The following is a 25,499-nucleotide window of genomic DNA, read 5'->3' on the forward strand; positions in this document are numbered from 1 at the left end:
GGGCGCTGGCGCCACGCAGCACGGCCGCGCTGCTTCTGGTGGACGCCTCGGCATCCAGCGCCGACGCATCGAGCGATGGCGGCCCCAGCGCCCTGTCGCGCCAATGCGCACAGGCCGCGGCCCTGGCCCAGGCGATGCAGCGTGCGGGATGGCGCGTGGCCATCCGCGCCTTCCATTCGGATGGAAGACACCAGGTGCAGGTCCGGCGCGTGCTGGACTTTGGCGAACCCTGGGGCGACACCGCAGCCGCGCGCCTGGCCAGCCTTCGCGCAGGATTCTCGACACGACTGGGCGCAGTCTTGCGCCATGCCACCCGCACGCTGCTGGCGCAGACCGCGGACGTGCGGTGGACATGGGTCATCGGCGATGGTGAACCCCACGACATCGACGTCCCGGATCCGCGCCTCCTGGTCGCGGATGCCCGTGTGGCGGTGGCCCAGGCCCGGCGCGCCCGCATCTCCGTCATGTGCCTGCACCCGGGGCCGAAGCCCGTGGGGCGAGCCGCGGTCGAGGTGTTCACGTCGGCGGGAATCATCGCAGTCGATGACTGTCTCGGCGCTCGCTCATGATGTGCAGGAATAGCTGGCCGCTGCATTGATGACGCCAGTGCCGTTGTACTTCGGGTACTGGGGGTATTGGCAGACCGGCATGCTGCGCGTCGTTGCTCCGCTCTTGAATGTGTATGTCATCTGCGTGGGAGCCACGCCGTCTTCAACCCATCCCATGATGGAACCGGCCCAATCCACTTCCTGCAGACTCGAGCCGGCGGAGTGGCCTGCGCCAGGCACGATGAAGAAGCGCGTTGCGCTGCTCGGGTCGGCCAGGCCGTTGAACTTGGCAATGCCTGTCATGGTCGTCCAGTTGCGGTAATGGTCGTCGGGCGACAGAAGTCCATCGCTGCCATCGTGCCAGGAGATGAGTTTCTTGCCCGCCGTGATGAAGGCTGCGATGGCCGCCTTGTCATGGTCGGCGCCGATTCGCGCGAGGCCGTTGCCGAGCATGTAGTAGTCCGATTCCAGCTGGAACCCGGACTGTCGGGCCGGCGTCAGCCATGCGGGGTCGCCGCTTGCCAGCAGGGCAAATCCGCCGCCGAGTCCGCCCCAGCCCTGGCCAAGGCCTCTGGCCCACGAGTAGCCCGAAAGCACGGTGGTTCCGTTCTGAAGCTTCAGGTCCGTGATGAAGGACTTCATCGTCGTGACCTGGGCGGCGGTCAGGCATATGGAGGGGTCGCTGCTCGCCCCTGGCGCCCCGCACTGAAGCACCGCGGGGTCGAATGCGCATGCCTTCGGATTGCCGATGAGCCCGTCTGTCACGCCATCGAGGGAATCGCACGCCGACAGGGCAGCAGACCAAGCCGAATTGTTCTGTGCGCCGCTGAGGGCGGCAGGCGTTCCGGAATAGGAGGCGGCCTGCAGCCATGCACTCGCCTGTCCGGCCATGTCCATCGTCTCGCAACCGGACACGATGCCATCGAACTCCTCAGGCCAGCGCTGCGCCGCAATGTATGCGTTTCTCCCGCCGTTGGAGCAGCCATTGAAGTAGCTGTGCGTCGGCGCTGAGCCATGGAAGGCCTTTGCGAGCGCCTTGCCGAAGTAGACCGTCGTGCCCAGCGCCTGGTACGCATAGTCCGTGGCCGACTGGCGCCCCTCTGGGGTGCCGTTGCCCCACACCGCAGGCGCCGCCTGCGCCGCCACGGTTGCGCGGTTGCCACCGTTCGATGCGGCGTAGATCGCACCCTTGAGCGCGACAGCAGGACTGAGCGATGTGAGATTGCCGTTGGCGTCTGTCGTCAACGCAGAAGGGATGCGGCCATCGAAGCCACCGCCGCCTTGTTGCCAATAGCGCCCTGTCCAGTTGTCCGGCACGTCGACTTCGATGTCGAGAAAAGGAGCACGCGTGCCGAGCACCTGGCAGAAGCCGGACGGATTCACCGACTCCGCGGCTTCGAAGCGCCTGGTCTTCGTGATGGTGACGCCTTCGATGACTTGTCCGGTCAGGGAATTGCAGGTGGTTTTCAGCTGCTCCGCAGTCGGTCCCGGCGCAGGCGCAGGAGCCGGTGCGGGGGCTGGCGCAGGAGCTGGTGCGGGCGCGGGAGCCGGCGTATTGCCGCCACCGCCACAGCCTTGCAAGGACAGGCCCGCTGCAATCACAAGCCCGCTCAGCAGCAAGGCACGGGGTAGGGTTTCATTGCGCATGTTGTCTCCAGTGTTTGATTGGCGCACGTGCCAGCAGGGGCTGCTTCGCGCGCCCGCGGATGGCTCTTCAGGTTGTCAGACCGACCGGTCGGTCGGTAAACGCGGCGAGGCTACCCCAGTCGCCGGGACACACGCAAGCGCCGGCTCGTCGGGATAAACACCTATGATTTGGGCGCACCGCTGAGCGCATTGGCTCAGGGCCATCTTCTCTGTCCATGAGCGTTGAACCCATCTCGTCCCGAACCCATGAACAGCGCGCGTTGATTTCAAGCAAGGCGGCTGAGTTGTTCGCTCGCAAAGGCTATGCGGCCACGTCGATGAACGAGATTGCCGAAGCCAGTCACCTGTCGAAGCCCGGGCTGTATCACCACTTCAAGGACAAGGCCGAGGTGTTGTTCCACATCGCTGACGGCCACGTGTCGCGCCTGGCGGACATCGTCACCGGTGTGGAGGCCCTGGGGCTGCCTCCTGAGCGCAGGCTGCCGGAACTCATCGAAGTTTTCATGCTCGAGTACGCCGAGGCGCAGAACGAGCACCGGGTCCTGACCGAAGATGTACGCTTTCTGGACGCCGAGGCGCAGGCGTGCGTGCTCGACAAGGAACGCACGGTTGTCCGCGTTTTCGCAGACGCGATCGCTGCAGCTCGCCCCGACCTGGACGGTATGCAGCTGACCAAGCTGCTGACGATGTTCCTCTTCGGGATGCTGAACTGGATGTTCACCTGGTTTCAGCCAAACGGCCGCTTCTCACACGCGGAGATGGCGCCCATTGCGACCCAGCTCTTCCTTCACGGCGTTGCAGGGATGGAGGTCGAACACCCGGCCGCGCGCCGCAAGCGGCCATAGGCCCCCTGCCTTGCGGACTTGGACAGGGAAATCTCACTCCTTGTCCGTCCTCAGTGACGACCCCCGGCACCCGCCCCGCTCACCGTCCTCAAGGCCTCGACGATCAGTTGCGCGGAGGGCGACAGGCCGGGCGCAGTGCGCCACCAGACGCCCAGCGGCCGCTCGGTCTTGGCCAGCTCGAGCGGAAGGACCTTGATCAGCCCCGTGCGTGCCTCCACGTCGGCCAGGTGTTCCGGCCACACGGTGATCAGTTCCGACGCGAGTATCAGCGCACGGTTGGTAAGGAACGACATCGATTCCACCGTCGCCACTGGCGCATCCATTCCGGCTTCCCGAAAGGTCGCTTCGAGCTGTCGACGCATGGACGTTTCGTGCGGAGGAAGGACCCATCCGAAACCACCGAGCATGTCCAACTGGATGTGCCTGCGTTTGCTCAAAGGATGACGGGCGTGATCGCCACGCTGCTGCTGGACCTGCTGCGCCGCCAGATGCCCGATGCGCAGCTTGCCACCTTCAGCTTCAAGGCCGTGCGGCCGACCTTCGATCTGAACGCCTTCCATGTCTGCGGCCAGCCGGCGGTTGATGGAAAGACGATCCGCCTCTGGGCTTCGGACCACGAGGGCTGGCTGACGATGGATGCCACCGCGGTGCTGCGCTGACATCCGCCCACCCAAGATTCCAGGCGCTGCCGCCGTGGCAACAGCAAGGTGGCGATTGTGTCGCGCTCTTCGCAGCCCGGGCGTCGGGCACCGCTCGGTCGTGATCCAGGCATTGACGGCATCCGTATAAGGCGCATCGACACTCACTGGAGTTTCCATGTCCTCAAGCGCTGCCATACATTGGGTCGAGCAGGGCCTGGTGCCCGACCGCGTGGTGCGCCTGGGTATCCGGCGGCTGCTGCGCCAGCGGCTGGCCGAGGTGCACAGCGGCGACGGCGCGGCAACTGCCGCCTTGACCCAGCGCTTTGTGCAAACGGAGATGCGCACGGCCGAACTCGCCTTGCATCCGGACCAGGCCAACGCGCAGCACTACGAACTGCCGGCGCGGTTCTTCCAGGCCGTTCTGGGGCCACGGCTCAAGTACAGCTGCTGCCTATGGCCCGATGACAGCGAGGCCGCCAGCCTGGCGCAAGCGGAGCTTGCCGCGCTCGAACAGACCTGCCGGCACGCGCAGCTGGCCGATGGCCAGGAGGTGCTGGAACTGGGCTGCGGCTGGGGGTCGCTCAGCCTCTGGATGGCGGAGCACTACCCCAGAAGCCGGATCACGGCCGTGTCCAACTCGCATTCGCAGCGCGCGTTCATCGAGGAGCGGGCGCGCAGCCGCGGCCTGGCCAACCTCGAAGTCGTCACCCAGGACTTCAACACCTTCGAGGCGCCCAGCGGGCGCTTCGACCGGATCGTGTCGGTGGAGATGTTCGAGCACCTGCGCAACTGGCCGCGTGCCTTCTCGCATGTCGCACGGTGGCTGCGGCCCGGCGGCAGGTTCTTCATGCACGTGTTCGCGCACCGTGAGGCGCCGTATGCATTCGAAGTGCGCGACGTGTCCGACTGGATGAGCCAGTACTTCTTCACCGGCGGCATGATGCCCAGCGACGACCTGCCCCTTTACTTCCAGGACGACCTGCGCCTGCTCGAGCGTTGGCGCTGGAGCGGCCAGCACTACGCGAAAACGGCCCGCGCCTGGCTGGCCAACATGGATGCGCAGCGCGACGCACTGCTGCCCGTGGTGCAGGCAGCGCACGGCGGCGGTGGCGAGCTGTGGTGGATGCGCTGGCGGCTCTTCTTCATGGGCGTGGAGGAACTCTTTGCCTGGAACGAGGGCCAGCAATGGTGGGTGAGCCACTATCTGTTCGAGCGGCGCCCATGAGGCTGCTGCCGTTTCGCGCCTGGCTTGCTGGCAATGACTGAGACGGTGCTGTGCGCATACGGCGGCCTGGCGGTCAGCCTGGGCCTGGCGGTGCTCGCCTGGCTTTGCAGCCTGCGCCTGCAGGACGCCAGCATCGTCGACCCGTTCTGGCCCTTCCTGATCGTCGGCGCGGGCCTGGCCTATGCCGTCTGCCTGCCGCCCTCGGGCGGGCGCGGCATGTTGGCGCTCTCGCTGGCGGTGGCCTGGGCCCTGCGCCTTGGCGGCCATCTTGCGTGGCGGCGGCGCGCGCATCCGGGCGAAGACCGGCGCTACCAGGCGATCCGTGCGCGCCACGCGCCCGGCTTCGGCATCAAGAGCCTGTACCTGGTGTTCGGCCTGCAGGCGGTGCTGGCCTGGTGCGTCTCGGCGCCGCTGGGCGTGGCCTGGGCGGCCCATCGGCCCTGGCACTGGCCGGACCTGGTGGGCGCATCGCTCGCGGCCTTCGGCCTGGTCTTCGAGGCGGTGGCGGACGCGCAGCTGGCCGCCTTCCGCCGCAAGCGCGCAGGAAGCGGGCAGGTGATGGACCGGGGCCTGTGGCGCTACAGCCGCCATCCCAACTACTTCGGCGAGGCCTGCTTCTGGTGGGGCCTGGGCCTGCTCGCGGTGTCGGGCAGCGGCTGGGCCGGCGCATGGAGCTTTCTGTCGCCGCTGCTGATGACGGTGCTGCTGCTGAAGGTGTCCGGCGTCGGCCTGCTGGAGGCGGACCTGCTCGCGCGCCGCGGCCGGGCCTACCGGGACTATGTCGCGCGCACCCCGGCCTTCTTTCCGGGCCGCCCACGCGAGGCCGGGGCGCCATGAAGCGGGCGCTGCTGGCCGCCGCACTGGCCCTGTCTTGGCATGCCGATGTCTTTGCGCAGGAGGCAGGGTGGCGCTTCACCGTCTCCCTGGACGACGAACCCATCGGCACGCACGAGTTCACCTTGACGCCGGCCGCGGACGGAATGCGCAGCCTCCGCAGCGAGGCGGACTTTCGCGTGCGCATTCTCGGCGTTCCGGTCTACCGCTACCGCCACCTTGCGCAGGAACAGTGGCGCGGCAACTGCCTGCAGGCGCTGGACGCGCAGACCGAGGACGGCGGCGAACGCAGCCGCGTGCAGCTGCATGCCGACGACCGTGGCGGCCTGCAGTTGCAAGGCCCGCAAGGCCCGCAAGGCGGCATGCGGCTGTCCGGCTGCATCACGAGCTTTGCCTACTGGGACCCGGCCCTGCGTACCCGCACGAGCCTGCTCAACGTGCAGACCGGCGCCATGGAACAGGTGCGGTGGGAGCGCATGGAACGCGCCCCCATCGCCGTGCGCGGCCAGACAGTGGACGCCGTGCGGTGGCGCCTGTCGGGCACCCAGCAGCCGCTGGATGTCTGGTGGACCGAAGACGGCCGCTGGCTCGGGCTGGACGCCACCGTGCGCGGCGGGCGGCGGCTGAGCTACCGGCTGCGTTGAAAAACAAGGAGCATCGCAGGCGCATGAAACATCCACTCGCCACGGCGTGGGCCCTGTCCGCGCTGATCTTCCTGGGCATGGACGCCGTCTGGCTCACCCTCATGGCGCCGCGCCTGTACCGCCCGGAAATCGGCACGCTCCTGCGCAGCAGCTTCGACCTCGTGCCGGCGCTGCTCTTCTACGCCTTGTATGTGTGCGGCATGGTCGTGTTCGCGGTGCGGCCGGCGCTGGACGCGGGCCGGCCGCTCGTGGCCGGCCGGCTCGGCGCGCTGCTGGGGCTGCTCTGCTACGGCACCTACGACCTGACCAACCAGGCCACGCTCGTGGGCTGGTCCTGGCGCGTCACATTGGCGGACCTGGCATGGGGTTCGTTCGCCACCGGCACGGCCGCCGCGCTGGCGAGCATGGCCACGCTGGCCATCGTGCGCAGGCGCGCCAGGCGCCGCTGAAGCCGGCGCTACATGCCGATGAGGGAGCCCATCGTGCGCGCCAGCCAGCCTTCGAACAGCACCTTGCCCTCCACCGAGGCCAGGCAAATGCATTCCCCCACCGCGCCCACCACCGGCTGATGGCGGATGGTGCCGTCGGTCTCGTCGAAGTCGCCGGCCGCAAATTCGGCACGACCGTCGTCGAAGGCACCCCACAGCACCTGCGTCAGCTCGCTGTGGCTGTGCGTATGGCGCGGCAGCATCCGCCCCGCCCCGATGCGCAGCATGAACACATTGGCCTGCGGCTCATCGGGCACGGTGACGCGGTTCCAGTACATGCCCGGGCCCATCCAGCGCCAGCGGCTCACGTCGCAGCGGGCCAGGGCGCGCGGCCAGGCGGTGGGCAGCGGCGGCTTGGCCCCTTGCGGTGCCGTGCCCTGCAGCTGGGGGGCATCCAGCGCAGCCAGCGTGCGCTCCAGCGCATCGGCCGGCAGCTGGGACGGCGGCAGGGCGTCGAGCAGCGCGCCGCCCACGGCGTCGAGCTGCTGCATGCGCCCGCGGCAATGGGCGCATGCCTCCAGGTGGACCTCCAGCAGGAGGCGGTGGCCGGCGCCCAGCGTGCCGGCGCTATGGGCCAGCAGGAGGGCGTCATCGGGATGGTGTCGGATCATGGCTCGAGCCCATGGAGCTTGCGGCGCAACTGGTTCAGCGCCAGGCGCATCCGCGACTTCACCGTGCCCAGCGGGATGCCAAGCTCCGCGGCGATTCGCGCATGGGGGTGTTCCTCGTAAAAAGACAGTTTCAACACTTGCTGCTGCTCGGGCGGCAGCGCCGCCATGGCCGCACGCACGTCGCGTTCGCGCTGCATGCCCAGCAGCGTCGCTTCGGGCGTCGGGGCGTCGTCGGCTTCTTCCTGGGCCACGCCTTCTGCGGGTGCCGGCCCCGCGTCCTCCATGCGATGGCCCGCACGGCGGTAGTAGTCCACCCGCAGGTTGCGCGCGACGGTGAAGACCCAGGTCGACGCCGCGGCCTGCCGGGCATCGAAGCTCGCGGCCTTGCGCCAGACGCTGACCATCGCCTCCTGCGCAAATTCCTCGGCCTGCATCTCGCTGCTGCCCGAGCGCACCAGGTAGCTCTTGAGGCGCGGTGCAAAGTGCTTGAACAGCGCGGCGAAGGCCTGGCGGTCGCCTTCCTGCCCGACGGCCACCAGCCAGGTGCTCAGTTCTTGCGCGGTAGGCAGGGCGCTGTGGCTGTCTGGCGGCATCGCGATCGACAGGTAGGGAGGCAGCTTGCGCCCTGAAGCGGATTCGCTCGCCGAAGGCTGCCGCATGGTGGTCATGGTCCTTTCTACGCAGGGCAGGCGCGATTGGATCACAGCCGTCGCGCAACACGGCGATGATCCAGCGCCGGGCCTTTCTACGTACAAGTGGGCAGCCAACCACCGCACCACCCATGCCGCTGCGCTCCGACCCCGCCGGGAATACCCGGACCATGCCTTCAACGCCGGGCCGGCCCGGCGCGCTGCACATCGCCGTGGTCGGCAGCGGCATCTCCGGGCTGTCGGCGGCCTGGCTGCTTTCGCAGCGGCACCATGTGACCTTGTTCGAGAGCGAGCCGCGCGCCGGGGGCCATGCCCACACGGTGGACGTGCGGATCCAGGGCACGCAGGTGGCGGTCGATACCGGCTTCCTGGTCTACAACGAGCCGGCCTATCCCAACCTCAGCGCCCTCTTCGGGCAACTGGGAGTGCGCACGCAAGCCAGCGACATGTCCTTTTCGGTGAGCCTGGACGAGGGCCGGCTGGAGTACTCCGGCAGCGGCCTGGGCGGCCTGCTGGCGCAGCCCCGCAACGCGCTGCGTCCGCGCTTCTGGCAGATGGTGCGCGAGCTGCTGCGCTTCTACCGCGAGGCGCCCGCCGATGCGGCCATCTACGGCCTCATGCCGCTGGACGACTACCTGAACCTGCGCGGCTACGGCCGGGCCTTCCGGGACGACCACCTCTACCCGATGGCGGCCGCCATCTGGTCGGCGCCCGCGTCGCAGATCGGCCAATACCCCACAGAGGCCTTCATCCGCTTCTGCGCCAACCATCACCTGCTTGAGCTGGGCGCGCGGCCGAGCTGGCGCACCGTCACGGGCGGCAGCCGCCGCTACGTGCAGGCGCTCGTGGACAGGCTGGGTGCGTCACGGGTACACCTTGGCAGCGGCGTCGTGCAGCTCTCTCGCGCGCCCGACGGCGTGCGGGTGCGCACGGCCGCGGGCTGGCAGCCGCAGCGCTTCGATGCGGTGGTGCTGGCCACGCATGCGAAACAGGCCCTGCAGCTGCTGGACGAGCCCAGCACGGACGAGCGCCACCTGCTGGGCGCCTTCCATTACAGCCGCAACCTCGCGGTGCTCCACACGGACGCCGCGCTCATGCCGCGTCGGCAACGCGTCTGGTCGAGCTGGAACTACCTGGGCACCGGCGCTGGGCAAGGTGCTGTTTGCGTGAGCTACTGGCTCAACCGCCTGCAGCCGCTCGCCACCTCGGTGCCGATCTTCCTGACGCTCAACCCCGTGCGTCCCCCAGCCGCCCGGCACATCCTGCTTACGCAGACCTATGAGCATCCCCTGTTCGACAGTGCGGCCCTGCGCGCCCAGCAGGCGCTGTGGTCGCTCCAGGGCCGGCGGCGCACCTGGTTCTGCGGCGCCTACTTCGGCTCGGGCTTCCATGAGGACGGACTGCAGGCCGGCCTTGCGGTAGCGGAGCAACTGGGCGGCGTGCGCCGCCCCTGGCAAGTGCCCGGCGAGTCCAGCCGCATCGTGGTGGCGCACAGCCAGCACGCGACCACGCCATGAGCGCCCAGGCAAGCGCCGCGCTGCAAAGCGCGCTGTACACCGGCCACGTCATGCACCAGCGCCTGCGGCCGCTGCGGCACCGCCTGCGCTACGGCCTGTTCTTCCTGGTCGTGGACCTGGACGAGCTGCCTGCGCTGCACGAGCGCCTGCGCCTGTTCTCGCTCAACCGCTTCAACCTGCTGAGCCTTCACGAACGCGATCACGGAACGCCCCAGGGCATGCACCTTCGCGAGCACATCGGTGCCGAGCTCGAACAAGCCGGCATCGCCACCGGCGGACCGGTCTTCCTGCTGGCCATGCCGCGCGTGCTGGGCTTTGCGTTCAATCCGCTGTCCATCTACTTCTGCCATGACGCTTCGGGCCGGCTGGCCGCCGTGCTGTACGAGGTGCGAAACACCTTCGGCGAGCGCCACCGCTACCTGGTCGAAGTGGCGCCCGGGCAGGCGCAGGCGCCGGTGCTGCGCCATGCATGCGCCAAGTGCTTTCATGTCTCACCCTTCATGGACATGGCGCTTCGCTACCGCTTCGCGGTGTCGCCGCCGTCGACGCAGCGCGACGCACTGCAGCTGGACATCCACACGATCGATGACGAGGGCCCGGTGCTGGCGGCCCGCCTGGCGGGTGCCCGCAAGGCGCTGAGCGACAGGACGGTGCTCCAAGCCTTTGTCACCCATCCGCTGCTGGGCCTGAAGGTCCTGGCGGGCATTCACTGGCACGCCCTGCAACTGCTGCTCAAGGGGGCGCCGTTCCGGCGCCATCCGGGCGCGCCTGCCGATCACCTGACCATCATCCGCCCGAACGACGCCACATGACCCTCATCAGCTCCACGCAGCCTCCCGTGCCGCCGCGCGGCTTGTCCTCCGGCATGGCCTGGTCGCCCCACCGGCAATTGCAGCGGCTGCTCGCCCGGCTGCATTGCGGCACGCTGCGGCTGGAGCTGCCCGATGGCAAGGCCATCGTCCAGCGCGGCCTCTCGGACGGCCCGTGCGCCACCTTGCAACTGCATCGCTGGCGCGCGCTGCGGCGACTGGTCGCCCAAGGCGACCTGGGCTTTGCCGAAAGCTACTGCGACGGCGACTGGTCCACGCCCGACCTGGCGGCCTTGCTGGAATTCGGCGTGCGCAACGAGGCCGCGTGGGGCTCGGCCTTGCGCGGCCGCCCGCTGGCCCGGCTGGCCGCGCGCATCTACCACCTGCTGCATGCCAACACGCGCCGAGGGAGCCGGCGCAACATCGCGGCGCACTACGACCTGGGCAACGACTTCTATGCGGCGTGGCTCGACCCGCGGTTGATCTATTCGAGCGCCCTTTATGCGCCCGGCGACGCCACGCTGGAGGCTGCGCAGGCGCGCAAGCTCGCCCGCATTGCCCAGCTGCTGGCGTTGCAGCCCGGCCACCGCGTGCTGGAGATCGGTTGCGGATGGGGGGCGCTGGCCGTGGACCTGGCCCGCACGCATGGCATCGACCTGACCGGCATCACGCTTTCGCACAGGCAGCTCGAGCACGCGCGGGCCCAGGTGCGTGAAGCGAAGCTGCAGAACCAGGTGGACCTGCGACTGCAGGACTACCGCGAGGTGCAAGGCGAGTTCGACCGGATCGTGTCCATCGAGATGCTCGAAGCGGTGGGCGAGGCCTACTGGCACCGCTACTTCCAGACGCTGCGCGAACGGCTGGCGCCCGGTGGACTGGCCGTGCTGCAAGTGATCCTGATCGACGATGGCCAGTTCGAGGGCTACCGGCGCGGCGCCGACTTCATCCAGCGCCACATCTTTCCTGGCGGCCTGCTGCCCAGCGACCGCGCCGTGCGGGAGCAGGCCACGCGGGCCGGTTTCGAAGTCGAATGCACCGACCGGTTCGCCGCGAGCTACGCGCGCACGCTGGCCGAATGGCGGGGCCGCTTCGAGGCGGCATGGCCCCAGCTGCAGGCGCAGGGCTTCGACGATGCGTTCCGGCGGTTGTGGCGCTACTACCTGTGCTACTGCGAAGCGGGGTTCAAGTCCGGGCGCGTGGATGTTGCGCTCTATCGGCTGAGGCGGCCGTGATTCGGGCGATGCAGCCGAGCGCAGGCGGCAGGCGAAGCCGCAAGGGCAGGTGCGGCCTGAAGGCGGAGGCGCCGCAAGAAGCGTGGAGATCAGCGGCGTTCCCAACGACCGGAGCGCCGTATCGGCCCAGAAGCGTGTGCAGTCGCGCGATGCCCGTCGGCCCAACGCGCGCAAGACAACGCAAGGCGGGACGCCGGACGATCCGTTGGCGCCCGCGAAATAGGCGCGCGCGTCATCATCCACGCAGCCCGGCCTGCCGGTCCGCCGCATTCACCAGTTGCACCAGGCTCGGCCCGATGGTGTCCAGCAACTGGGCCTTCTTCCACTGCAGGCCCGGCACGGCGCAGTTGAAGAGCAGGCGCCGCGGCCCGTAGCGCATGCGCGCCGCCGTGCCCACGGCGAGCACGCCGAAGCCTGAGTCGCCCAGGTTGATGGTGAAGCCGCGCCTGGCGTACTGCGCCACGCTCTCGCGCACGCCTTCGCTGCAGCGCGCCCACTCTTCGGGCCGCTCGCGCTTCACGCGGGCCAGGAAGTCCTGCCGCTCGCCGGCGGGCAGCTGCGCCAGCCAGGCGCGCCCCATGGCGGTTTCCACGATGCCGCGCACCGCGCCCACGCCGGGGCGCTTGAGCGTGCCGTCCTCGTGGCTGCAGGTTTCCAGGTACACCACGTCCAGGTCCATCGTCACGCCCACCGACACGGCGCCCTCCAGCCGGTCGGCCAGTTGCTGCATGGCGGGCCGGATCAGGCCCAGCAGCGGCGTGTTGATGACGTAGGGGTAGCCCAGCGCCACGGCCGCAGGGCCGATGAAGTAGCGGTCCAGCCGTTCGTCGTGATCGAGGAAGCCCATGGTCAGCAGGCTCTTGCACAGGCGCGAGACGGTGGGGCGCGACAGCCCCAGCTTGGCGGCGAATTCGCTGTTGGCATGCGCGCGCGGATCGCGCACGAAGGTCTGGAGGATGAGCAGGCCCTTGGCCAGCGTGCCGGCAATGTAGGGGTCTTCTTCCCGGGCGCGGCGCAGGTCCTCGTGGTCCTTCATGTTTCGGTGGACGGGTGGGTGGGACTGGCGGCGATTCTGCGGAGGGCGGGCCATGGAACGAATCGTGATTTCAATGATTGAAACACCGTGCCAGGGATTTTGAACCCGCTTCCTACAGTCGCGGCCATCATGATCCGAGACAACGCACGCATCGAAGCCCTGCTGGGCGACATCCGCACCTTTGTTCGCGAACGCTGGCATCCGCTGGAAGAGCAGGTCAGCCGCGACAACGACATTCCGCCCGAGGTGGTGGATGAGCTTCGCCGCAAGGGTTATTTCGGCTGGAGCATTCCGCAGGCCTACGGCGGCCTGGGCCTGACCACCGAAGAGCTGGTGCTGTGCGCCATGGAGCTGTCGCAATCGTCGGTGGCGCTGCGTGCCCGCGTGGGCACCAACACCGGCATCGGCTCCGAGGCGCTGGTGGCCGACGGCACCCAGGAGCAGAAGCAGCGCTGGCTGCGGCGCATGGCCACGGGCGAACTCACCGGCTGCCTGGCGCTCACCGAAGCGCAGGCGGGGTCGGAGGCGAGCAATGTGCAGACCTTCGCGCGCCGCGAGGGCGAGCACTACATCCTCAATGGCAGCAAGCGCTTCATCACCAACGCGCCGGTGGCCGACGTGTTCACCGTCATCGCGCGCACCGAGGAAGGCAGCAAGGGCAGCAAGGGCGTCTCGGCCTTCCTGGTCGAGCGCGGCCCGGGCCTGAGCACCGGCGAGCCCTACCGCATGATGGGCCAGGCCGGCTCCTTCGTGTCGGACGTGCATTTCAACGATTGCCGCGTGCATGCCAGCCAGCTCATCGGCGGGCGCGAGGGCGTGGGCTTCCAGACGGTGATGAAGGTGCTGAACAAGCAGCGCCTGCACCTGGCCGCGCTGTGCACCGGCCCGGCCATCCGCATGCTGGACCTGGCGATGGCGCACACCTCGCAGCGCAGCCAGTTCGGCCAGGCGGTGTCGGACTTCCAGCTGGTGCAGGCCATGATCGCCGACAGCCGCACCGAGATCTTTGCGGCCCGTTCCATGATCCTGGAAGCGGCACGCGCGCGCGACCGCGGCGAGGACGTGGCCATGCCCGCCTCGATGTGCAAGTACTTCGCCTCCGAGATGTGCGGCCGCGTGGCCGACCGCGCGGTGCAGATGTTCGGCGGCTCGGGCTATGTGGCCGACTTCAGCCCCATCGAGCGCTACTACCGCGACGTGCGGCTGTTCCGCCTGTACGAGGGCACCAGCCAGATCCACCAGCTCAACATCGCCAAGCTGGCGCTGCGCGAGGCGGGGGCGACATGAGCCAGGCCCTGGTGGCGCGTGTGCGCGGCTTCATCGACCGGCACTGCATTCCGATCGAGTCGGCCGCGCATGTGCACGACCCGGCCGCGATGGATGCCGCGCTGGCGCAGCTGCGCCCGCTGGCACGCGAGCTGGGCCTGTACCTGCCGCAGATGCCGGTGCAAGAGGGCGGGCTGGGCCTGTCGTGGGTGGCGCGCGCCGCCGTGTTCGAGGAAGCCGGCCGCAGCTACCTGGGGCCGGCCGCGCTCAACTGCGCCGCGCCCGACCAGCCCAACATGATCAGCCTGCTGCGCCAGGGCACGGCCGCGCAGCGCGAACGCTACCTGCGCCCGCTGGCCGAAGGCCGCATCCGCTCCTGCTTCGCCATGACCGAGCCCGCGCCGGGGGCGGGATCCGATCCGTCCATGCTGCGCACCAACGCGCGCCGCGACGGCGACGGCTGGGTGATCGATGGGCACAAGTGGTTCATCACCGGCGCGGTGGGCGCGGTCTTCTGCATCGTGCTGGCGCAGACCGACGAAGGCCCCACGCAGTTCATCGTCGACATGGACAACCCCGGCCTGCACCTGGTGCGCGCCATCAAGGCCCTCGACCCTTATGCGGTGGGCGGCCATGGCGAATTGCGCTTCACCGCCTGCCGCGTGGGCGGCGATGCGGTGCTGGGCGAAGTGGGGCAGGGCTTGGCGTATGCGCAGCAGCGGCTGGAGCCGGCGCGGCTGTCGCACTGCCTGCGCCTCCTGGGCCGTGCGCGCCGCGCGATGGAAGCGGCGCAGGCCTACGTCTGCGAGCGCTCGTCCTTCGGCGAGCGCCTGGCCGACCTGCAGCAGGTGCAGGCCATGGTGGCCGACTGCCACATCGACCTGCATGCCAGCCGCCTGATGAGCCTGGACTGCGCCCGCCGCATGGACGAGGGCCTTTCGGTGAAGACCGAATCGGCCATGACCAAGGTGTTCGTCTCCGAGGCGCTCGGCCGCATTGCGGACCGCGCTTCGCAGCTGTGCGGTGCGCTGGGCATGTCGGAAGACGACGCGCCGGTGGCGCTCATCGTGCGCGAGCTGAGGCCCTTCCGCATCTACGACGGCGCCTCCGAACTGCACCGCGCCACGCTGGGGCGGCGCTTCCTGAAGACCTGAAATCACAAGACATGGAGACTGACATGAACAAGCAATTACCCAAGAAGGTGCTTTCGCGTATCGCCGCCGGCCTCGCGCTCGGCCTGGCTGCCTCGCTCGCACTGGCCGCCTTTCCCGATCGCCCTGTGAAGCTGATCGTGCCCTTTCCCGCTGGCGGCAGCACCGACCTGGTGGCGCGCGAGGTGGCGCAGGAACTGGGCACCGCCCTCGGCCAGCCCATCGTGGTGGAGAACAAGGCCGGCGCCGGCAGCCTGATCGGCTCCGAGCTCGTGGCCAAGTCCGCGCCCGACGGCTACACGCTGCTGATGGCGGGCCTGACCAACATCTTCCTGCCTTACGTCCACAAGGGCCTGAAGTGGAACCCGGTGGACGACTTCGTGCCGGTGGGCCTGGTGGCCGACCTGCCCAACGTCATTGCCGTCAACGCCAAGACGCCCTACCAGAAGCTGGGCGACCTGATCGCCGCCGACAAGGCCCGGCCGGGCCAGCTGTCCTTCGGCTCGGCCGGCGTGGCCACGCCTTCGCACCTGGTGTGCGAAATGGTGAACCACCAGGCTGGCATCAAGCTGCAGCACGTGCCCTACAAAGGCAACGCACCGGCGGTGGCCGATGTGATGGCCGGCCACATCCCGGTGATGTGCAACAACCTCGGCGGCACGCTGCCCTACATGAGCAGCGGCCAGATCCGCATCCTGGCGCAGACCGGCCGAACGCGCTCGCCTTCGGTGCCCGATGTGCCCACCTTTGCCGAGCTGGGGCTGCAGGGCCTGGACAGCGGCTTGTGGATGGGCATCGTCGCGCCCAAGGGCACGCCCGAGGCCGCCATGGCGCCGCTGCGCAAGGCGCTGGCCCAGGCCATGGCGCTGCCCGGCGTGAAGGACAAGCTCGGCAAGCTGGGCGCCGCGCCGCTGGATCCGTCCGTGGCCGCCTACGAGAAGCGCATCGCCGCCGACCGCAAGGCCTGGGACCCGGTGCTGCAGCGCGTGGACCTGAAGAGCAACTGATGATGAACCTCCCTTTGCAAGAAGGCGCGCCGCTGCGCGGCGTGCGCATCCTCGACATGGCGACCGTGCTGGCGGCGCCTTTTTCCGCCACGCTGTGCGGCGACATGGGCGCCGAGGTCGTGAAGCTCGAGCTGCCCGCCGGCGGCGACCCGCTGCGCGGCCTCACGCCGGTGCACGAAGGCCATCCGCTGTTCTGGAAGACCGCCAACCGCGGCAAGAAGGGCATCTCGCTGGACGTTCGCAAGGCCGAGGGCAGGGCGCTGTTCCTGAAGCTCATTGCCGGCTTCGACGTGCTGGTGGAAAACTTCCGCACCGGCACGCTGGACGGCTGGGGGCTGGACATGGCCGCCTTGCACCAGGCCAATCCGCGCCTGATCGTGCTGCGCCTCACCGGCTTCGGCCAGACGGGGCCCTATGCGCGCCGGCCGGGCTTCGCCCGCATCTTCGAGGCCATGAGCGGCTTCACGCACCTGACCGGCGAGCCGGGCGGCCCGCCGCAGCACATGAACTATCCGCTGGGTGACGTGGTGGCGGGCCTGTTCGGCGCCTTCGCCATCAGCACGGCGCTGGCCGAGCGCAATGCGCTGCCGCGCGAGGCGCAAAAGGGCGCGGAGATCGACCTGTCGGCCACCGAGGCGATGGCGCGCCTGCTCGATCCGCTGGCGGCCGAACACCGCATCGGCGGGGTGGTGCGCGAGCGCACCGGCTCGCGGGCGACCTACACGGCGCCCTCCAACGTGTTCCGTTCGGGCGACGGCGTGTGGTTCACGCTGGTGGGCACGGGCGGGCCGATCTTCGCGCGCATCTGCCGCGCCATCGGCCGCGAAGACCTGCTGGCCGACGCGCGCTTTGCCGACAACGCGGCGCGCATCCGCAACCTGGAGGCGCTGGACGCCCTCATCGCCGACTGGTGCGCGAGCCGGTCCTTCGCCGAACTCACCGCGCCGCTGGAGCGGGAAGACGTGCCCTACAGCAAGGTGTATTCGATTGCCGACCTGCAGGCCGACCCGCACATGCGCGCGCGCGGCGCCTTCATCGACCTGCCCGACGAACAGTTCGGCGCCGTGCCCGCGCCGGCGCCGGTGCCACGCTTCGTGGGGCGCGAGAGCATGCGCCCTCCCGCCACCGGCCCACGCACCGGGCAGCACAACCGCGAGGTGTATGGCGAGCTGGGCCTTTGCGACTCGCAGCTCGATTCGCTGCGTGAAGCCGGGGTGATCTGAGGCGTAGTTCTCGCTCGAGGCGGCTGCTTCGTTCTCGGTGAGTTGGGTCTTGGTATTTTGTACTTACTATTTGCTTGCTGACACATCAAATCGTAAATACAATTTAACCAAAATGTTGATCGAGTTCGACGCGACGAAGAACGAGAGGAACATGGTCGAACGCAACCTTTCATTCGAGCAGGTCGCAGAGTTCGATTTCAGCACCGCGATCGTTGAAGCGGATGACCGCAGGGTCTACTCGGAGGTCCGGTATGTGGCCGTGGGCTTTCTGGGGCTTCGTCTTCATGTGCTGTGTTTCACCCCGGTCGCTGGCGGCATTCGTGTCATCAGTTTTCGCAAGGCTAACAAACGAGAGGTCAAGGACTATGAGCAAGCGCAAACCTCTGACTGATGCGGACGGCGAAGTCCGTGAACTGACGGCTGCCGACCTCGCCAAGTTCAAGCCGGCCAGCGAGGCGCTCCCGCCCGAATTGCAGGAGACCCTGGGCATTCGACGCCGCGGGCCGCAAAAGGCCCCGACGAAGGTGGCGACCACCATCCGGCTCTCGCCCGAGGTAGTGGAGTTCTTCCGCGGCCTTGGGGCGGGCTGGCAGTCGCGGGTGGATGGCGTGCTGCGCGACTACGTGGCCAAGCACGCACCGCGCTAGCGGCGTCCTGCGCCGGCCTCAGGCCAGTTTCACTCCGGCCGCTTCAACTCGAACACCAGGCAGGTCGTGGTGGCATGCGCATACAGCGTGCCGTCCGGCCCGTACAGCCGCGCCTCGGCCGTGGCGAGCTGCTTGCCCACATGCACAACCTTGCCCTCGGCGCGCACGCGCGGGGCCTTGGGGCCGATGGCCTTCACCAGATTCACGCCCAGTTCGGCCGTGGTGTAGCCGCGGCCCGGCGGCATGGTGGTGTGCACCGCGCAGCCCAGGGCCGAATCGAGCAGGGTCGCATACCAGCCGCCATGGATGCCGCCCATGGGGTTGCGGTGTTCCGGCTGCGGGGTGCCCTGGAAGAGCGCGCGGCCGGGGCTCACCTCGATGATCTGGAAGCTGAGCGTCCTGGCGATCTCCGCATAGGGCAGGTCGCCGCGCAGCATGGCTTCCATCATCTGCAGGCCGCTCATGCCGGCGATCTGCTCGGGACGCGCCACGCCCGGCCCGGCGCCCGCGTCCAGCCGCGCAATCACTTCGCGCTCCTGCGCCAGCCAGGCCTCGAGTTGGTTGATTTCGCTCACGATGAATCCTTGAGGTTGCATATACAATAGTTGCAGGTACAATCGTAGCACATGAACTCCACCGTCCTCCAACCCCAGGGCTGCACCAACCTCCGGGTGCGCCAGCTCATGCGCCGCATCGGGCAGCACTACGACGCCGAGATGGCGCGCTGCGGCCTGAAGACCACGCAGTATTCGCTGCTCTCGTACATCGTCAAGCTGGGCCCGATCCGCCCGTCGGAGCTGGCGCAAGCCATGCAGATGACGCCTTCCACGCTCAGCCGCAACCTGCAGCCGCTGGTGGCCGCGGGGTGGGTGGTGCTGGGGGCCGGCACCGACGCGCGCAGCCGCCTGGTGCAGGCCACCGAGGCCGGCCACGACAAGCGGCGCGAGGCGCAGCGCCACTGGAAGGTGGCGCAGCAGACGCTCAACGCGCAGCTCGGCCCCGAGCGCGTGGTGGCGCTGCATGCCCTCATCGACGAAAGCCTGTCGCTCCTGCAAGGCAGCGGCGACGACGACACTGAAGGAGAAGGCGATGCCTCCTGAATCCAACGCGGCCGTGGCGCAAGGCGCGGCACTTCGCAAGCCCGCCCAGCTGGCGCTGGGGCTGGTCCTGCTGGCCGCGGCCGGCGCCTTCGCCCTGACCATGGGCGTGCGGCAGACCATGGGCCTGTTCCTGTCCTCGCTCAACACCTCCACCGGTCTGGGCATCGGCAGCATCAGCCTGGCCTTCGCCTTCGGGCAGCTGTGGTGGGGGCTCACGCAACCCTTCGCCGGCGCGGTGGCCGACCGCATCGGCACCGGCCGCGTGATCTTCATGGGTGTGCTGCTGGTGGCGCTGGGCACCATCATCACGCCGCTGATGAGCAGCACGGCCGGCCTCATCTTCGCCATCGGCGTGCTGGCCGCGGGCGGTGCCGGCATGGCGGGGCCGTCGGTGCTGATGGCGGCCACCACGCGGCTGGTGCCGCCGCAGCGGCGCGGGCTGGCCACCGGCGTGGTCAATGCGGGCGGCTCCTTCGGCCAGTTCGCCATGGCACCGATCGCGATCGGGCTGATCTCCGCCACCGGCTGGGCCAATGCGATGCAGTGGCTGGGCGTGCTGGTGCTGCTGGCCCTGCCGGCCGCCTGGGTCCTCAAGGGCAACTCGGCGCACCTGGCGGCTTCGTCCGCTGCCGCCGGGGCGCGCCCGCTGTCGGCGCGCGAAGCGGTGGCACAGGCGCTCGCCAATCCCAGCTACCGGCTGCTGAGCCTGGGCTTTTTCGTGTGCGGATTCCATGTGGCCTTCCTGGCCACGCACCTGCCCGGCGTGGTGGCGGCGTGCGGCCTGAGCCCGCAGATTGGCGCCTGGTCGCTGGCCATGATCGGCCTGTTCAACATCGTCGGCAGCCTGGCCATGGGCTGGGCCGTGGGCCGCTGGCGCATGAAGTCGCTGCTGGCGCTGGTGTACGCCACGCGCGGCATCGCGGTGCTGGTCTTCCTGCTGGCGCCCAAGACGCCGGTGGTGATGCTGGTGTTCGCCGCGGTGATGGGCGTGACCTTCCTGTCCACCGTGCCGCCCACCGCAGGCCTGGTGGCCAAGTTCTTCGGCCCGGCCAACATGGCCATGCTGTTCGGCATCGTGATGCTGGCGCACCAGGTGGGCGGCTTCCTCGGTGCCTGGCTGGGCGGCCGCGTGTTCGAGGCCACGGGCAGCTACGACTGGGTCTGGTACATCGACATCCTGCTGGCGGCCGGTGCAGCGCTGGTGAACCTGCCGATCCGCGAGCAGGCACCCAAGCCCGCCGCGGCGGCGGCCTGAGGGGGCGCCATGAGTTCAGGTTCGCCTGCCATGGACCCGCGCACGCGCCTCTTGCTGGAGGCGCCCATCGCGCCCACGCTGCTGCGCCTGGCCTTTCCCAACGTGCTGGTCATGCTGGCGCAGGCCGGTGTCGGCCTGGTCGAGACCTACTTCGTCGGCCAACTCGGCGGCGATGCGCTGGCCTCGATGGCGCTGGTCTTTCCGGTGGTCATGCTGATGCAGATGACATCGGCGGGCGCCATGGGCGGCGGCATCGCCTCGTCCATCGCGCGGGCGCTGGGTGCACGCCGGGATGCGAATGCGCTGGTGGCCCACGCGCTGGTCATCGCGCTGGGCTTCGGCCTGTTCTTCAGCGCGGCCTTGCTGCTGGGCGGGCCGCGGCTGTACGCCGCCATGGGCGGCAGCGGTGCGTCGCTGCAGGGCGCGCTGGTCTATTCCAACTGGGTGTTCGCCGGCGCGGTGCTGGTGTGGCTGTTCAACTCGCTGGCGGCGGTGATTCGCGGGACCGGGAACATGGCGGTGCCGGCCAATGTGACGGTGGCGGGCGTGGTCATCATCATTCCGCTGTCGCCGCTGCTCATCTTCGGCTGGGGGCCGGTGCCGGCCATGGGCATTGCCGGCGGCGCGGCTGCGCTGCTGCTGTACTACCTGGGCGGCAGCCTGGCGCTGTGGTGGTACCTGCGTTCGCCGCGCAGCCTGCTCAAGCCGCGGCTGGCGGGCGTGCGGCTGCAGTGGCCGCTGTTTCGCGACATCCTGCGCATCGGCCTGCTGGGGGCGGTCTCCACCCTGGCGACCAATCTTTCCATCGGCATCGCCACGGCGCTGGCCGGCCACTTCGGCCCGGCGGCCATCGCCGGCTACGGCACCGCGGCGCGGCTGGAATACCTGCTGGTGCCGCTGGTGTTCGGCTTCGGCGCACCGCTTCTGGCCATGGTGGGCACCTGCATGGGCGCGGGCCGCAAGGAGCGCGCCATGCACGCGGCCTGGGTGGGCGCGCTGATGGCCTTCGCCGTGACCGAGGTCATCGGCCTGGCCGCCGCCATCTTCCCGCATCAGTGGCTGCTTCTGTTCGGCAATGACCCGGCCATGCTGGAGGCCGGCACCCAGTACCTGCGCGCGGTGGGTCCGCTGTACGGATTCTTCGGCGTCGGGCTGGTGCTGTACTTTGCCTCCCAGGGCGCGGGGCGGCTGCTGTGGCCGGTGCTGGGCAACCTGGCGCGCCTCGTGGTGGCAGCGGCGGGCGGCTGGCTGGCGCTGCGCTGGGGCGGCTCGCTGGTCCATGTCTTCATCGCGCAGGGCGCGGCGCTGCTGGTCTATGGCGTGTTCATTGCTGCGGCGATTGCCGGCGGCGCCTGGTTCGGGCGCGTTGGCTGGCCGCGTTCCACCGCCGCGCTGCTGCGGCGTGCCGAGCCTGTCTGAGGCTTCCATCCACTCCCAGGAAAAAGGTTCATCATGAAAATCGAAGGTTCCGTCGTTCTCGTCACCGGCGCCAATCGCGGCCTCGGGGCGGCTTATGCGCGCGCCGCGCTGGCGGCGGGGGCGCGCAAGGTCTATGCGGCCGCGCGCGATCCGGCATCGGTCGCGCTGGAAGGCGTGGTGCCCATCGCGCTGGACGTGACCGATGCCGCGCAGGTGGCGGCAGCGGCGCGCGAATGCGCGGACGTCACGCTGCTCATCAACAATGCGGGCATCTCGCGCGGTGCCGGGCTGCTGGATGCCTCGGCCGGCTTCGACGAGGCGCGCGCCGAGTTCGAGACCAACTTCTTCGGCCCCTGGGCCATGACCCGAGCCTTCGCGCCGGTGCTCAAGGCCAATGGCGGCGGGGCGGTGGTGAATGTGCTGTCGGCGCTGAGCTGGCTGAGCCTGCCGGGCGCGGCCAGCTACAGCGCCTCCAAGGCGGCCGCCTGGTCGCTGAGCAACGGCCTGCGAAACGAGCTGCGCGCGCAGGGCACGCAGGTCACCAGCGTGCACGTGGCCTTCATGGACACCGACATGGCGCGCAAGATACCCGGCGACAAGATCTCGCCCGACGAAGTCGCGCGCCAGACCCTGGCGGCCGTGGAAGCCGGCGCGCCCGAAGTGCTGGCCGATGCCACCACCCGCAGCGTGAAGCAGGGCCTGGTGGCAGACCCGCCGGTCTACGCCGCCGCGCGCTGAGGCCGCAAGGAAGACGCGGGCGCCGGCAGCAGCCGGCGCAGCGCCTCGAAGAACAGGTCGGACTGCTCGCGCTCGCCCTGGATCTGCGCGGCCACCTGTGCGGCCAGCGCCTCGTTCACCGGCGCCAGCGGGCGCCCGGTCGATTGCGCGATCACCTGATGCAGGCAGGCGCGCTCCAGGTAGTACAGGTCGTCGTAGGCGTGGGCGATGCTGCCGCCCGCCACGATCACGCCGTGGTTGCCCAGGAAGGCCACGTCCTTGCCCGCCATGGCGCGTGCGATGCGCTCGCCCTCGGCGGTGCCCAGCGCCAGGCCGTTGTACTCGGCGTCGATGGCGATGCGGTGCATGAAGCGCATCGCGTTCTGGCTGAGCGTCGGGTCGAGCGCGCGGTCGGTCGTGAGTGTGAGCGCGGTGGCGTAGGGCATGTGGCAATGCAGCACCACCGCATGGCCCGCGATGCGATGCACCGCGCCGTGGATGAACAGGGCCGTGGGCTCCACGCGATGGCGGCCCGCCAGCACCTTGCCTTCGGCATCGATGAGCACGATGTCGTCGGGCCCGACCTCGCTCCAGTGCAGGCCGCGCGGGTTGATCAGGAATTGCGCCGCTTCGCCCGGCAATGCCACGCTGAAATGGTTGCACACGCCTTCGGACAGGCCGTGATGCGCGGCAGCGCGCAGCGCCAGCGCGAGGTCTTCGCGCAGGCGGCGGATGGCGGGGCTGGCGTAGATCGCGTCGTGGCTGGTGCTCATGGGGCTGGCCTCTTCTCTTGTGCGCGTTTCAGGCGCGAACGAGCCGCTGCCACGCAGCGACAAACTTCTGTGCATCGTCGGCCACCGCGGCCGCGCTCTTGCCCGGCTTGTAGAGCGCCGACCCGATGCCGAAGCCGGTGGCGCCGGCCGCGCGCCAGGCGTCCATGTTGTCGGGGCTGATGCCGCCCACCGGCATGAGCGGCGTGCCTGCCGGCAGCACGGCCAGCAAGGCCTTCACCACGGCGGGCGAGGCGAGTTCGGCCGGGAAGAGCTTGAGCCCGGTGGCACCGGCATCCAGTGCCGCAAAGGCCTCGGTGGGCGTCATCACGCCGGGCAGGCTGACCATGCCCAGCTTCACGCTCTCGGCGATCACTTCAGGCTTGCAGTCGGGCGAGACCACGAGCTGGCCGCCGGCCGCATGCACCTCGCGCACCTGCTGCACGTTGAGCACGGTGCCGGCGCCCACCAGCGCCTGCGGATAGCGCTGGCGCATGAGCGCGATGCTGGCCAGCGGATCGGGCGAATTGAGCGGCACCTCGAGCAGGCGAAAGCCGGCGGCAGTGATGGCGTCGCCCACGGCGGGCGCCTCCGCCGGCGTGAGGCCGCGCAGGATCGCCACCAGCGGCAGCGCGCCGGCGGCGGCCTGGAACTTTTCTTGGGGTGTGGTCATTGGTGATCTCAGGAAACGGACAGGGCATGCAGCCCCGCCCAGGTGGCTTCGGAGCCCAGCGTTCGCGTGGCGGTGCCCAGCGACCTGAGCGCAAGCGCATAGCGCTGCGTGAGGGCAGGCGAGCCGATGAGCACGACCTCGCCGTTGGCGCGGACCGATTGGGTGCGCAGTTCTTCGCCGATGAGCAGGCCCGACAGGTAGCTGGCCAGCTCGCCCGCCGACATGCGCTCGAACAGCGACAGCGTGCGCGCGCCGAAGGCGTTGTGCAGCAGGCCTTCGCCGTTGTCGGCCTGCGCCACGCCGGAGAGAAAAGCCGCCTCGTCGAACAGGGCCGCCGCATCGAGCGTGCGCGCGAGGATCGAGTGCTGGCTGAGCAGCGCGTAGAACTCGCCCGTCATGAAGGTCCTGAAGCCCGTCACGCGGCCGTCCTTCACGCGCGCCCACTTGTTGTGGGTGCCGGGGAGCACGAACAGGCCATCGCGCAGACCGGTGAGGGCGATGGCGCCGAAGATCTGCACCTCTTCGCCGCGCATCACGTCGGGCACGCCCGCATGCTCGCAAGAAAACGCCGGGCCGCCCCAAGTTTTCTTGTCCCCCTCGGGGGGCGGGCTGGGCGAAGCCCAGACCTGGGGGTGCTCACACGAGAGGCCCGGCACGATGGCGATGCGGCCCGGCTCGATCTCGCGCACCTTGGCGCGCACTTCGGGCAGGCCCGCGGCGCAGGGGCAGTAGGGCGCTTCCACCCAGCCCTGCTTGCTGCCTGCCATGCCGGAGATGAGACAGCGCGTGCCGGCCTCTTGCATCCATGCGCCGAACAGGCTGTCGAACACCTCGCGAAAGCCGCCCGGCGGCACGGTGAGGATGCCGCGCGCATGGCTCTGCTCCTCCAGCACGCGGCCCTTGGCGTCGATCAGCGCGCCGCGCAGGGAGCTGGTGCCCCAGTCGACTGCAACGAGCTGGCCCATATCAAGCGCGGGGTTTGTAGGCGGTGACGTCGATCTCGACCTTGGCATCGATCATCAAACGCGACTCCACCGTCGAGCGCGCGGGCCGGTGGTCGCCCAGCAGTTCCATGTACACGCGGTTGAAGCTGCCGAAATCGCGCGCGTCGTTGAGCCACACGCTCACCTTGGCGATGTCGGACAGCTTGCAGTCGGCCAGCGCCAGCGCCTCCTCGATGCGCTTGAACACCTGGCGCGTCTGCGCCTCGATGCCGCCCACGATCACCTGGCCCTGGTCGTCGGTGGGCACCTGGCCCGAGACGAACACGAAATCGCCGGCGCGGGTGGCCGGCGAAAGGGGGCGCGCCTGGCGATCGGACGCGATGGGCGAGGTGCCGAGCATTTCAACTTTGGACATGGATTTGCCTCTTGTCGGTAAAGAAATTACAGAAAACGTACGGGTAAACCCGATTTATACGCACGAATCACGGGGAATACGATTCGTTCTTGTAATGTTATTACTCACGGAGCCACGATGCAAACATCAGACAACACTGTAGCCACATATGGTTCTTGCCTGCCCCGCGCGTTTGCCGCGACGCG

General features: G+C 69.1%; 28 protein-coding genes and 2 pseudogenes. 20 read left to right on the forward strand and 10 right to left on the reverse strand.

All coding sequences use genetic code 11. The annotated features are described in order from the left end of the window. A pseudogene (locus VSO01S_RS27540) lies at positions 1 to 569 on the forward strand (hypothetical protein); the annotation flags it as partial. Here VSO01S_RS27540 and VSO01S_RS14430 read toward each other — a convergent pair. Continuing rightward, positions 564 to 2,195 (reverse strand): tannase/feruloyl esterase family alpha/beta hydrolase, encoded by a 1,632-nt coding sequence (locus VSO01S_RS14430; protein ID WP_161944446.1) that lies wholly within the window; start codon positions 2,193 to 2,195, stop codon positions 564 to 566. The pseudogene VSO01S_RS27540 and the gene VSO01S_RS14430 sit on opposite strands and share 6 nt — an antisense overlap. A gap of 215 nt (positions 2,196 to 2,410) precedes the next feature. Here VSO01S_RS14430 and VSO01S_RS14435 point away from each other — a divergent pair, with 215 nt between their 5' ends. Then, a complete protein-coding gene (locus VSO01S_RS14435) occupies positions 2,411 to 3,040 on the forward strand; it encodes a TetR/AcrR family transcriptional regulator (protein WP_068643513.1) in 630 nt (209 codons plus the stop codon). A gap of 50 nt (positions 3,041 to 3,090) precedes the next feature. Here VSO01S_RS14435 and VSO01S_RS26765 read toward each other — a convergent pair whose 3' ends face one another. Continuing rightward, positions 3,091 to 3,477 (reverse strand): LysR substrate-binding domain-containing protein, encoded by a 387-nt coding sequence (locus tag VSO01S_RS26765; protein ID WP_161944447.1) that lies wholly within the window; start codon positions 3,475 to 3,477, stop codon positions 3,091 to 3,093. Positions 3,478 to 3,489: 12 nt separating this feature from the next. Between VSO01S_RS26765 and VSO01S_RS14445 the strand changes: the two are divergent. The 5 genes and pseudogenes from VSO01S_RS14445 to VSO01S_RS14465 form a co-directional block, all read left to right on the forward strand. Beyond that, positions 3,490 to 3,699: pseudogene (locus VSO01S_RS14445) on the forward strand (hotdog family protein); the annotation flags it as partial. Between the two features lie 157 nt (positions 3,700 to 3,856). Beyond that, positions 3,857 to 4,906 carry an SAM-dependent methyltransferase gene (locus VSO01S_RS14450; RefSeq protein ID WP_068643516.1) on the forward strand — a complete coding sequence of 350 codons (1,050 nt, stop codon included), beginning with the start codon at positions 3,857 to 3,859 and terminating at the stop codon, positions 4,904 to 4,906. Positions 4,907 to 4,939: 33 nt separating this feature from the next. Beyond that, complete coding sequence (locus VSO01S_RS14455; RefSeq protein WP_068643517.1) at positions 4,940 to 5,743, forward strand: DUF1295 domain-containing protein; 804 nt, start codon at positions 4,940 to 4,942, stop codon at positions 5,741 to 5,743. Beyond that, positions 5,740 to 6,384 (forward strand): DUF6134 family protein, encoded by a 645-nt coding sequence (locus tag VSO01S_RS14460; protein ID WP_068643518.1) that lies wholly within the window; start codon positions 5,740 to 5,742, stop codon positions 6,382 to 6,384. Before VSO01S_RS14455 ends, VSO01S_RS14460 begins: the two co-directional genes overlap by 4 nt. A 23-nt stretch (positions 6,385 to 6,407) precedes the next feature. Continuing rightward, positions 6,408 to 6,833 carry a DUF2177 family protein gene (locus tag VSO01S_RS14465; RefSeq protein ID WP_068643519.1) on the forward strand — a complete coding sequence of 142 codons (426 nt, stop codon included), beginning with the start codon at positions 6,408 to 6,410 and terminating at the stop codon, positions 6,831 to 6,833. An 8-nt stretch (positions 6,834 to 6,841) separates the two neighbouring features. Here VSO01S_RS14465 and VSO01S_RS14470 read toward each other — a convergent pair whose 3' ends face one another. Further along, positions 6,842 to 7,483, reverse strand: a complete 642-nt coding sequence (locus VSO01S_RS14470) for a ChrR family anti-sigma-E factor (RefSeq protein ID WP_068643520.1) — start codon at positions 7,481 to 7,483, stop codon at positions 6,842 to 6,844. Beyond that, the gene (locus tag VSO01S_RS14475; protein ID WP_245684214.1) at positions 7,480 to 8,142 is read right to left on the reverse strand and encodes a sigma-70 family RNA polymerase sigma factor; all 663 of its coding nucleotides are present in this window, start codon (positions 8,140 to 8,142) and stop codon (positions 7,480 to 7,482) included. Before VSO01S_RS14475 ends, VSO01S_RS14470 begins: the two co-directional genes overlap by 4 nt. A 161-nt stretch (positions 8,143 to 8,303) precedes the next feature. On the opposite strand from VSO01S_RS14475, the gene VSO01S_RS14480 reads away from it, so the two are divergent. Genes VSO01S_RS14480 through VSO01S_RS14490 form a run of 3 tightly spaced genes read left to right on the forward strand, consistent with a single transcriptional unit; the run spans position 8,304 to position 11,691 of the window. Continuing rightward, positions 8,304 to 9,650: an NAD(P)/FAD-dependent oxidoreductase gene (locus VSO01S_RS14480; RefSeq protein ID WP_068643551.1), complete on the forward strand. Its 1,347-nt coding sequence runs from the start codon at positions 8,304 to 8,306 to the stop codon at positions 9,648 to 9,650. Next, positions 9,647 to 10,462: a DUF1365 domain-containing protein gene (locus tag VSO01S_RS14485; protein ID WP_068643521.1), complete on the forward strand. Its 816-nt coding sequence runs from the start codon at positions 9,647 to 9,649 to the stop codon at positions 10,460 to 10,462. Before VSO01S_RS14480 ends, VSO01S_RS14485 begins: the two co-directional genes overlap by 4 nt. Further along, on the forward strand, positions 10,459 to 11,691 hold the full coding sequence (locus tag VSO01S_RS14490) for an SAM-dependent methyltransferase (RefSeq protein WP_068643522.1): 1,233 nt from the start codon (positions 10,459 to 10,461) through the stop codon (positions 11,689 to 11,691). The genes VSO01S_RS14485 and VSO01S_RS14490 overlap by 4 nt, the downstream gene beginning before the upstream one ends. A gap of 235 nt (positions 11,692 to 11,926) precedes the next feature. On the opposite strand, the gene VSO01S_RS14495 is transcribed toward VSO01S_RS14490, so the two are convergent. Next, on the reverse strand, positions 11,927 to 12,727 hold the full coding sequence (locus VSO01S_RS14495; RefSeq protein WP_245684215.1) for an IclR family transcriptional regulator: 801 nt from the start codon (positions 12,725 to 12,727) through the stop codon (positions 11,927 to 11,929). A gap of 129 nt (positions 12,728 to 12,856) precedes the next feature. Between VSO01S_RS14495 and VSO01S_RS14500 the strand changes: the two genes are divergently transcribed. The 6 genes from VSO01S_RS14500 to VSO01S_RS14525 all read left to right on the forward strand — a co-directional run bounded on the left by VSO01S_RS14500 (position 12,857) and on the right by VSO01S_RS14525 (position 18,021). Continuing rightward, positions 12,857 to 14,014 carry an acyl-CoA dehydrogenase family protein gene (locus VSO01S_RS14500; protein ID WP_068643524.1) on the forward strand — a complete coding sequence of 386 codons (1,158 nt, stop codon included), beginning with the start codon at positions 12,857 to 12,859 and terminating at the stop codon, positions 14,012 to 14,014. Then, on the forward strand, positions 14,011 to 15,147 hold the full coding sequence (locus VSO01S_RS14505; protein ID WP_068643525.1) for an acyl-CoA dehydrogenase family protein: 1,137 nt from the start codon (positions 14,011 to 14,013) through the stop codon (positions 15,145 to 15,147). Before VSO01S_RS14500 ends, VSO01S_RS14505 begins: the two co-directional genes overlap by 4 nt. Positions 15,148 to 15,170: 23 nt before the next feature. Then, the gene (locus VSO01S_RS14510; RefSeq protein WP_245684216.1) at positions 15,171 to 16,151 is read left to right on the forward strand and encodes a Bug family tripartite tricarboxylate transporter substrate binding protein; all 981 of its coding nucleotides are present in this window, start codon (positions 15,171 to 15,173) and stop codon (positions 16,149 to 16,151) included. A gap of 2 nt (positions 16,152 to 16,153) precedes the next feature. Next, a complete protein-coding gene (locus VSO01S_RS14515; RefSeq protein ID WP_068643526.1) occupies positions 16,154 to 17,374 on the forward strand; it encodes a CaiB/BaiF CoA transferase family protein in 1,221 nt (406 codons plus the stop codon). A 112-nt stretch (positions 17,375 to 17,486) separates the two neighbouring features. Beyond that, on the forward strand, positions 17,487 to 17,765 hold the full coding sequence (locus VSO01S_RS14520) for a BrnT family toxin (RefSeq protein WP_068643527.1): 279 nt from the start codon (positions 17,487 to 17,489) through the stop codon (positions 17,763 to 17,765). Then, the gene (locus tag VSO01S_RS14525) at positions 17,740 to 18,021 is read left to right on the forward strand and encodes a BrnA antitoxin family protein (protein ID WP_068643528.1); all 282 of its coding nucleotides are present in this window, start codon (positions 17,740 to 17,742) and stop codon (positions 18,019 to 18,021) included. Before VSO01S_RS14520 ends, VSO01S_RS14525 begins: the two co-directional genes overlap by 26 nt. Before the next feature lie 29 nt (positions 18,022 to 18,050). Here VSO01S_RS14525 and VSO01S_RS14530 read toward each other — a convergent pair whose 3' ends face one another. Next, positions 18,051 to 18,596 (reverse strand): PaaI family thioesterase, encoded by a 546-nt coding sequence (locus VSO01S_RS14530; protein ID WP_174544735.1) that lies wholly within the window; start codon positions 18,594 to 18,596, stop codon positions 18,051 to 18,053. Between the two features lie 51 nt (positions 18,597 to 18,647). Between VSO01S_RS14530 and VSO01S_RS14535 the strand changes: the two genes are divergently transcribed. The 4 genes from VSO01S_RS14535 to VSO01S_RS14550 are packed head-to-tail and all read left to right on the forward strand — an operon-like array spanning position 18,648 to position 22,533. Then, entirely contained in the window at positions 18,648 to 19,121 is a 474-nt protein-coding gene (locus tag VSO01S_RS14535) for a MarR family winged helix-turn-helix transcriptional regulator (RefSeq protein ID WP_068643530.1), read from the forward strand. Then, positions 19,111 to 20,376, forward strand: a complete 1,266-nt coding sequence (locus VSO01S_RS14540) for an MFS transporter (protein WP_068643531.1) — start codon at positions 19,111 to 19,113, stop codon at positions 20,374 to 20,376. Before VSO01S_RS14535 ends, VSO01S_RS14540 begins: the two co-directional genes overlap by 11 nt. A 9-nt stretch (positions 20,377 to 20,385) precedes the next feature. Then, positions 20,386 to 21,795, forward strand: a complete 1,410-nt coding sequence (locus VSO01S_RS14545) for an MATE family efflux transporter (RefSeq protein WP_068643532.1) — start codon at positions 20,386 to 20,388, stop codon at positions 21,793 to 21,795. A gap of 33 nt (positions 21,796 to 21,828) precedes the next feature. Continuing rightward, entirely contained in the window at positions 21,829 to 22,533 is a 705-nt protein-coding gene (locus tag VSO01S_RS14550; RefSeq protein ID WP_068643533.1) for an SDR family oxidoreductase, read from the forward strand. Here the strand turns inward: VSO01S_RS14550 and VSO01S_RS14555 are convergent. From VSO01S_RS14555 to VSO01S_RS14570, 4 genes are read right to left on the reverse strand one after another with little or no spacing between them, the layout of a single operon-like run. Then, a complete protein-coding gene (locus tag VSO01S_RS14555; protein WP_068643534.1) occupies positions 22,515 to 23,285 on the reverse strand; it encodes an aldolase in 771 nt (256 codons plus the stop codon). The two genes, VSO01S_RS14550 and VSO01S_RS14555, sit on opposite strands and share 19 nt — an antisense overlap. Positions 23,286 to 23,313: 28 nt before the next feature. Then, positions 23,314 to 23,955: a 2-dehydro-3-deoxy-6-phosphogalactonate aldolase gene (locus VSO01S_RS14560; RefSeq protein WP_068643535.1), complete on the reverse strand. Its 642-nt coding sequence runs from the start codon at positions 23,953 to 23,955 to the stop codon at positions 23,314 to 23,316. A gap of 8 nt (positions 23,956 to 23,963) precedes the next feature. Further along, positions 23,964 to 24,920, reverse strand: a complete 957-nt coding sequence (locus VSO01S_RS14565) for a 2-dehydro-3-deoxygalactonokinase (RefSeq protein WP_068643536.1) — start codon at positions 24,918 to 24,920, stop codon at positions 23,964 to 23,966. Between the two features lies 1 nt (position 24,921). Next, the gene (locus VSO01S_RS14570; RefSeq protein ID WP_068643537.1) at positions 24,922 to 25,314 is read right to left on the reverse strand and encodes a RidA family protein; all 393 of its coding nucleotides are present in this window, start codon (positions 25,312 to 25,314) and stop codon (positions 24,922 to 24,924) included. Positions 25,315 to 25,499 lie beyond the last annotated feature (185 nt).

This window comes from Variovorax soli NBRC 106424 (assembly GCF_001591385.1).
In the GTDB taxonomy this organism is placed as follows: domain Bacteria; phylum Pseudomonadota; class Gammaproteobacteria; order Burkholderiales; family Burkholderiaceae_C; genus Variovorax; species Variovorax soli.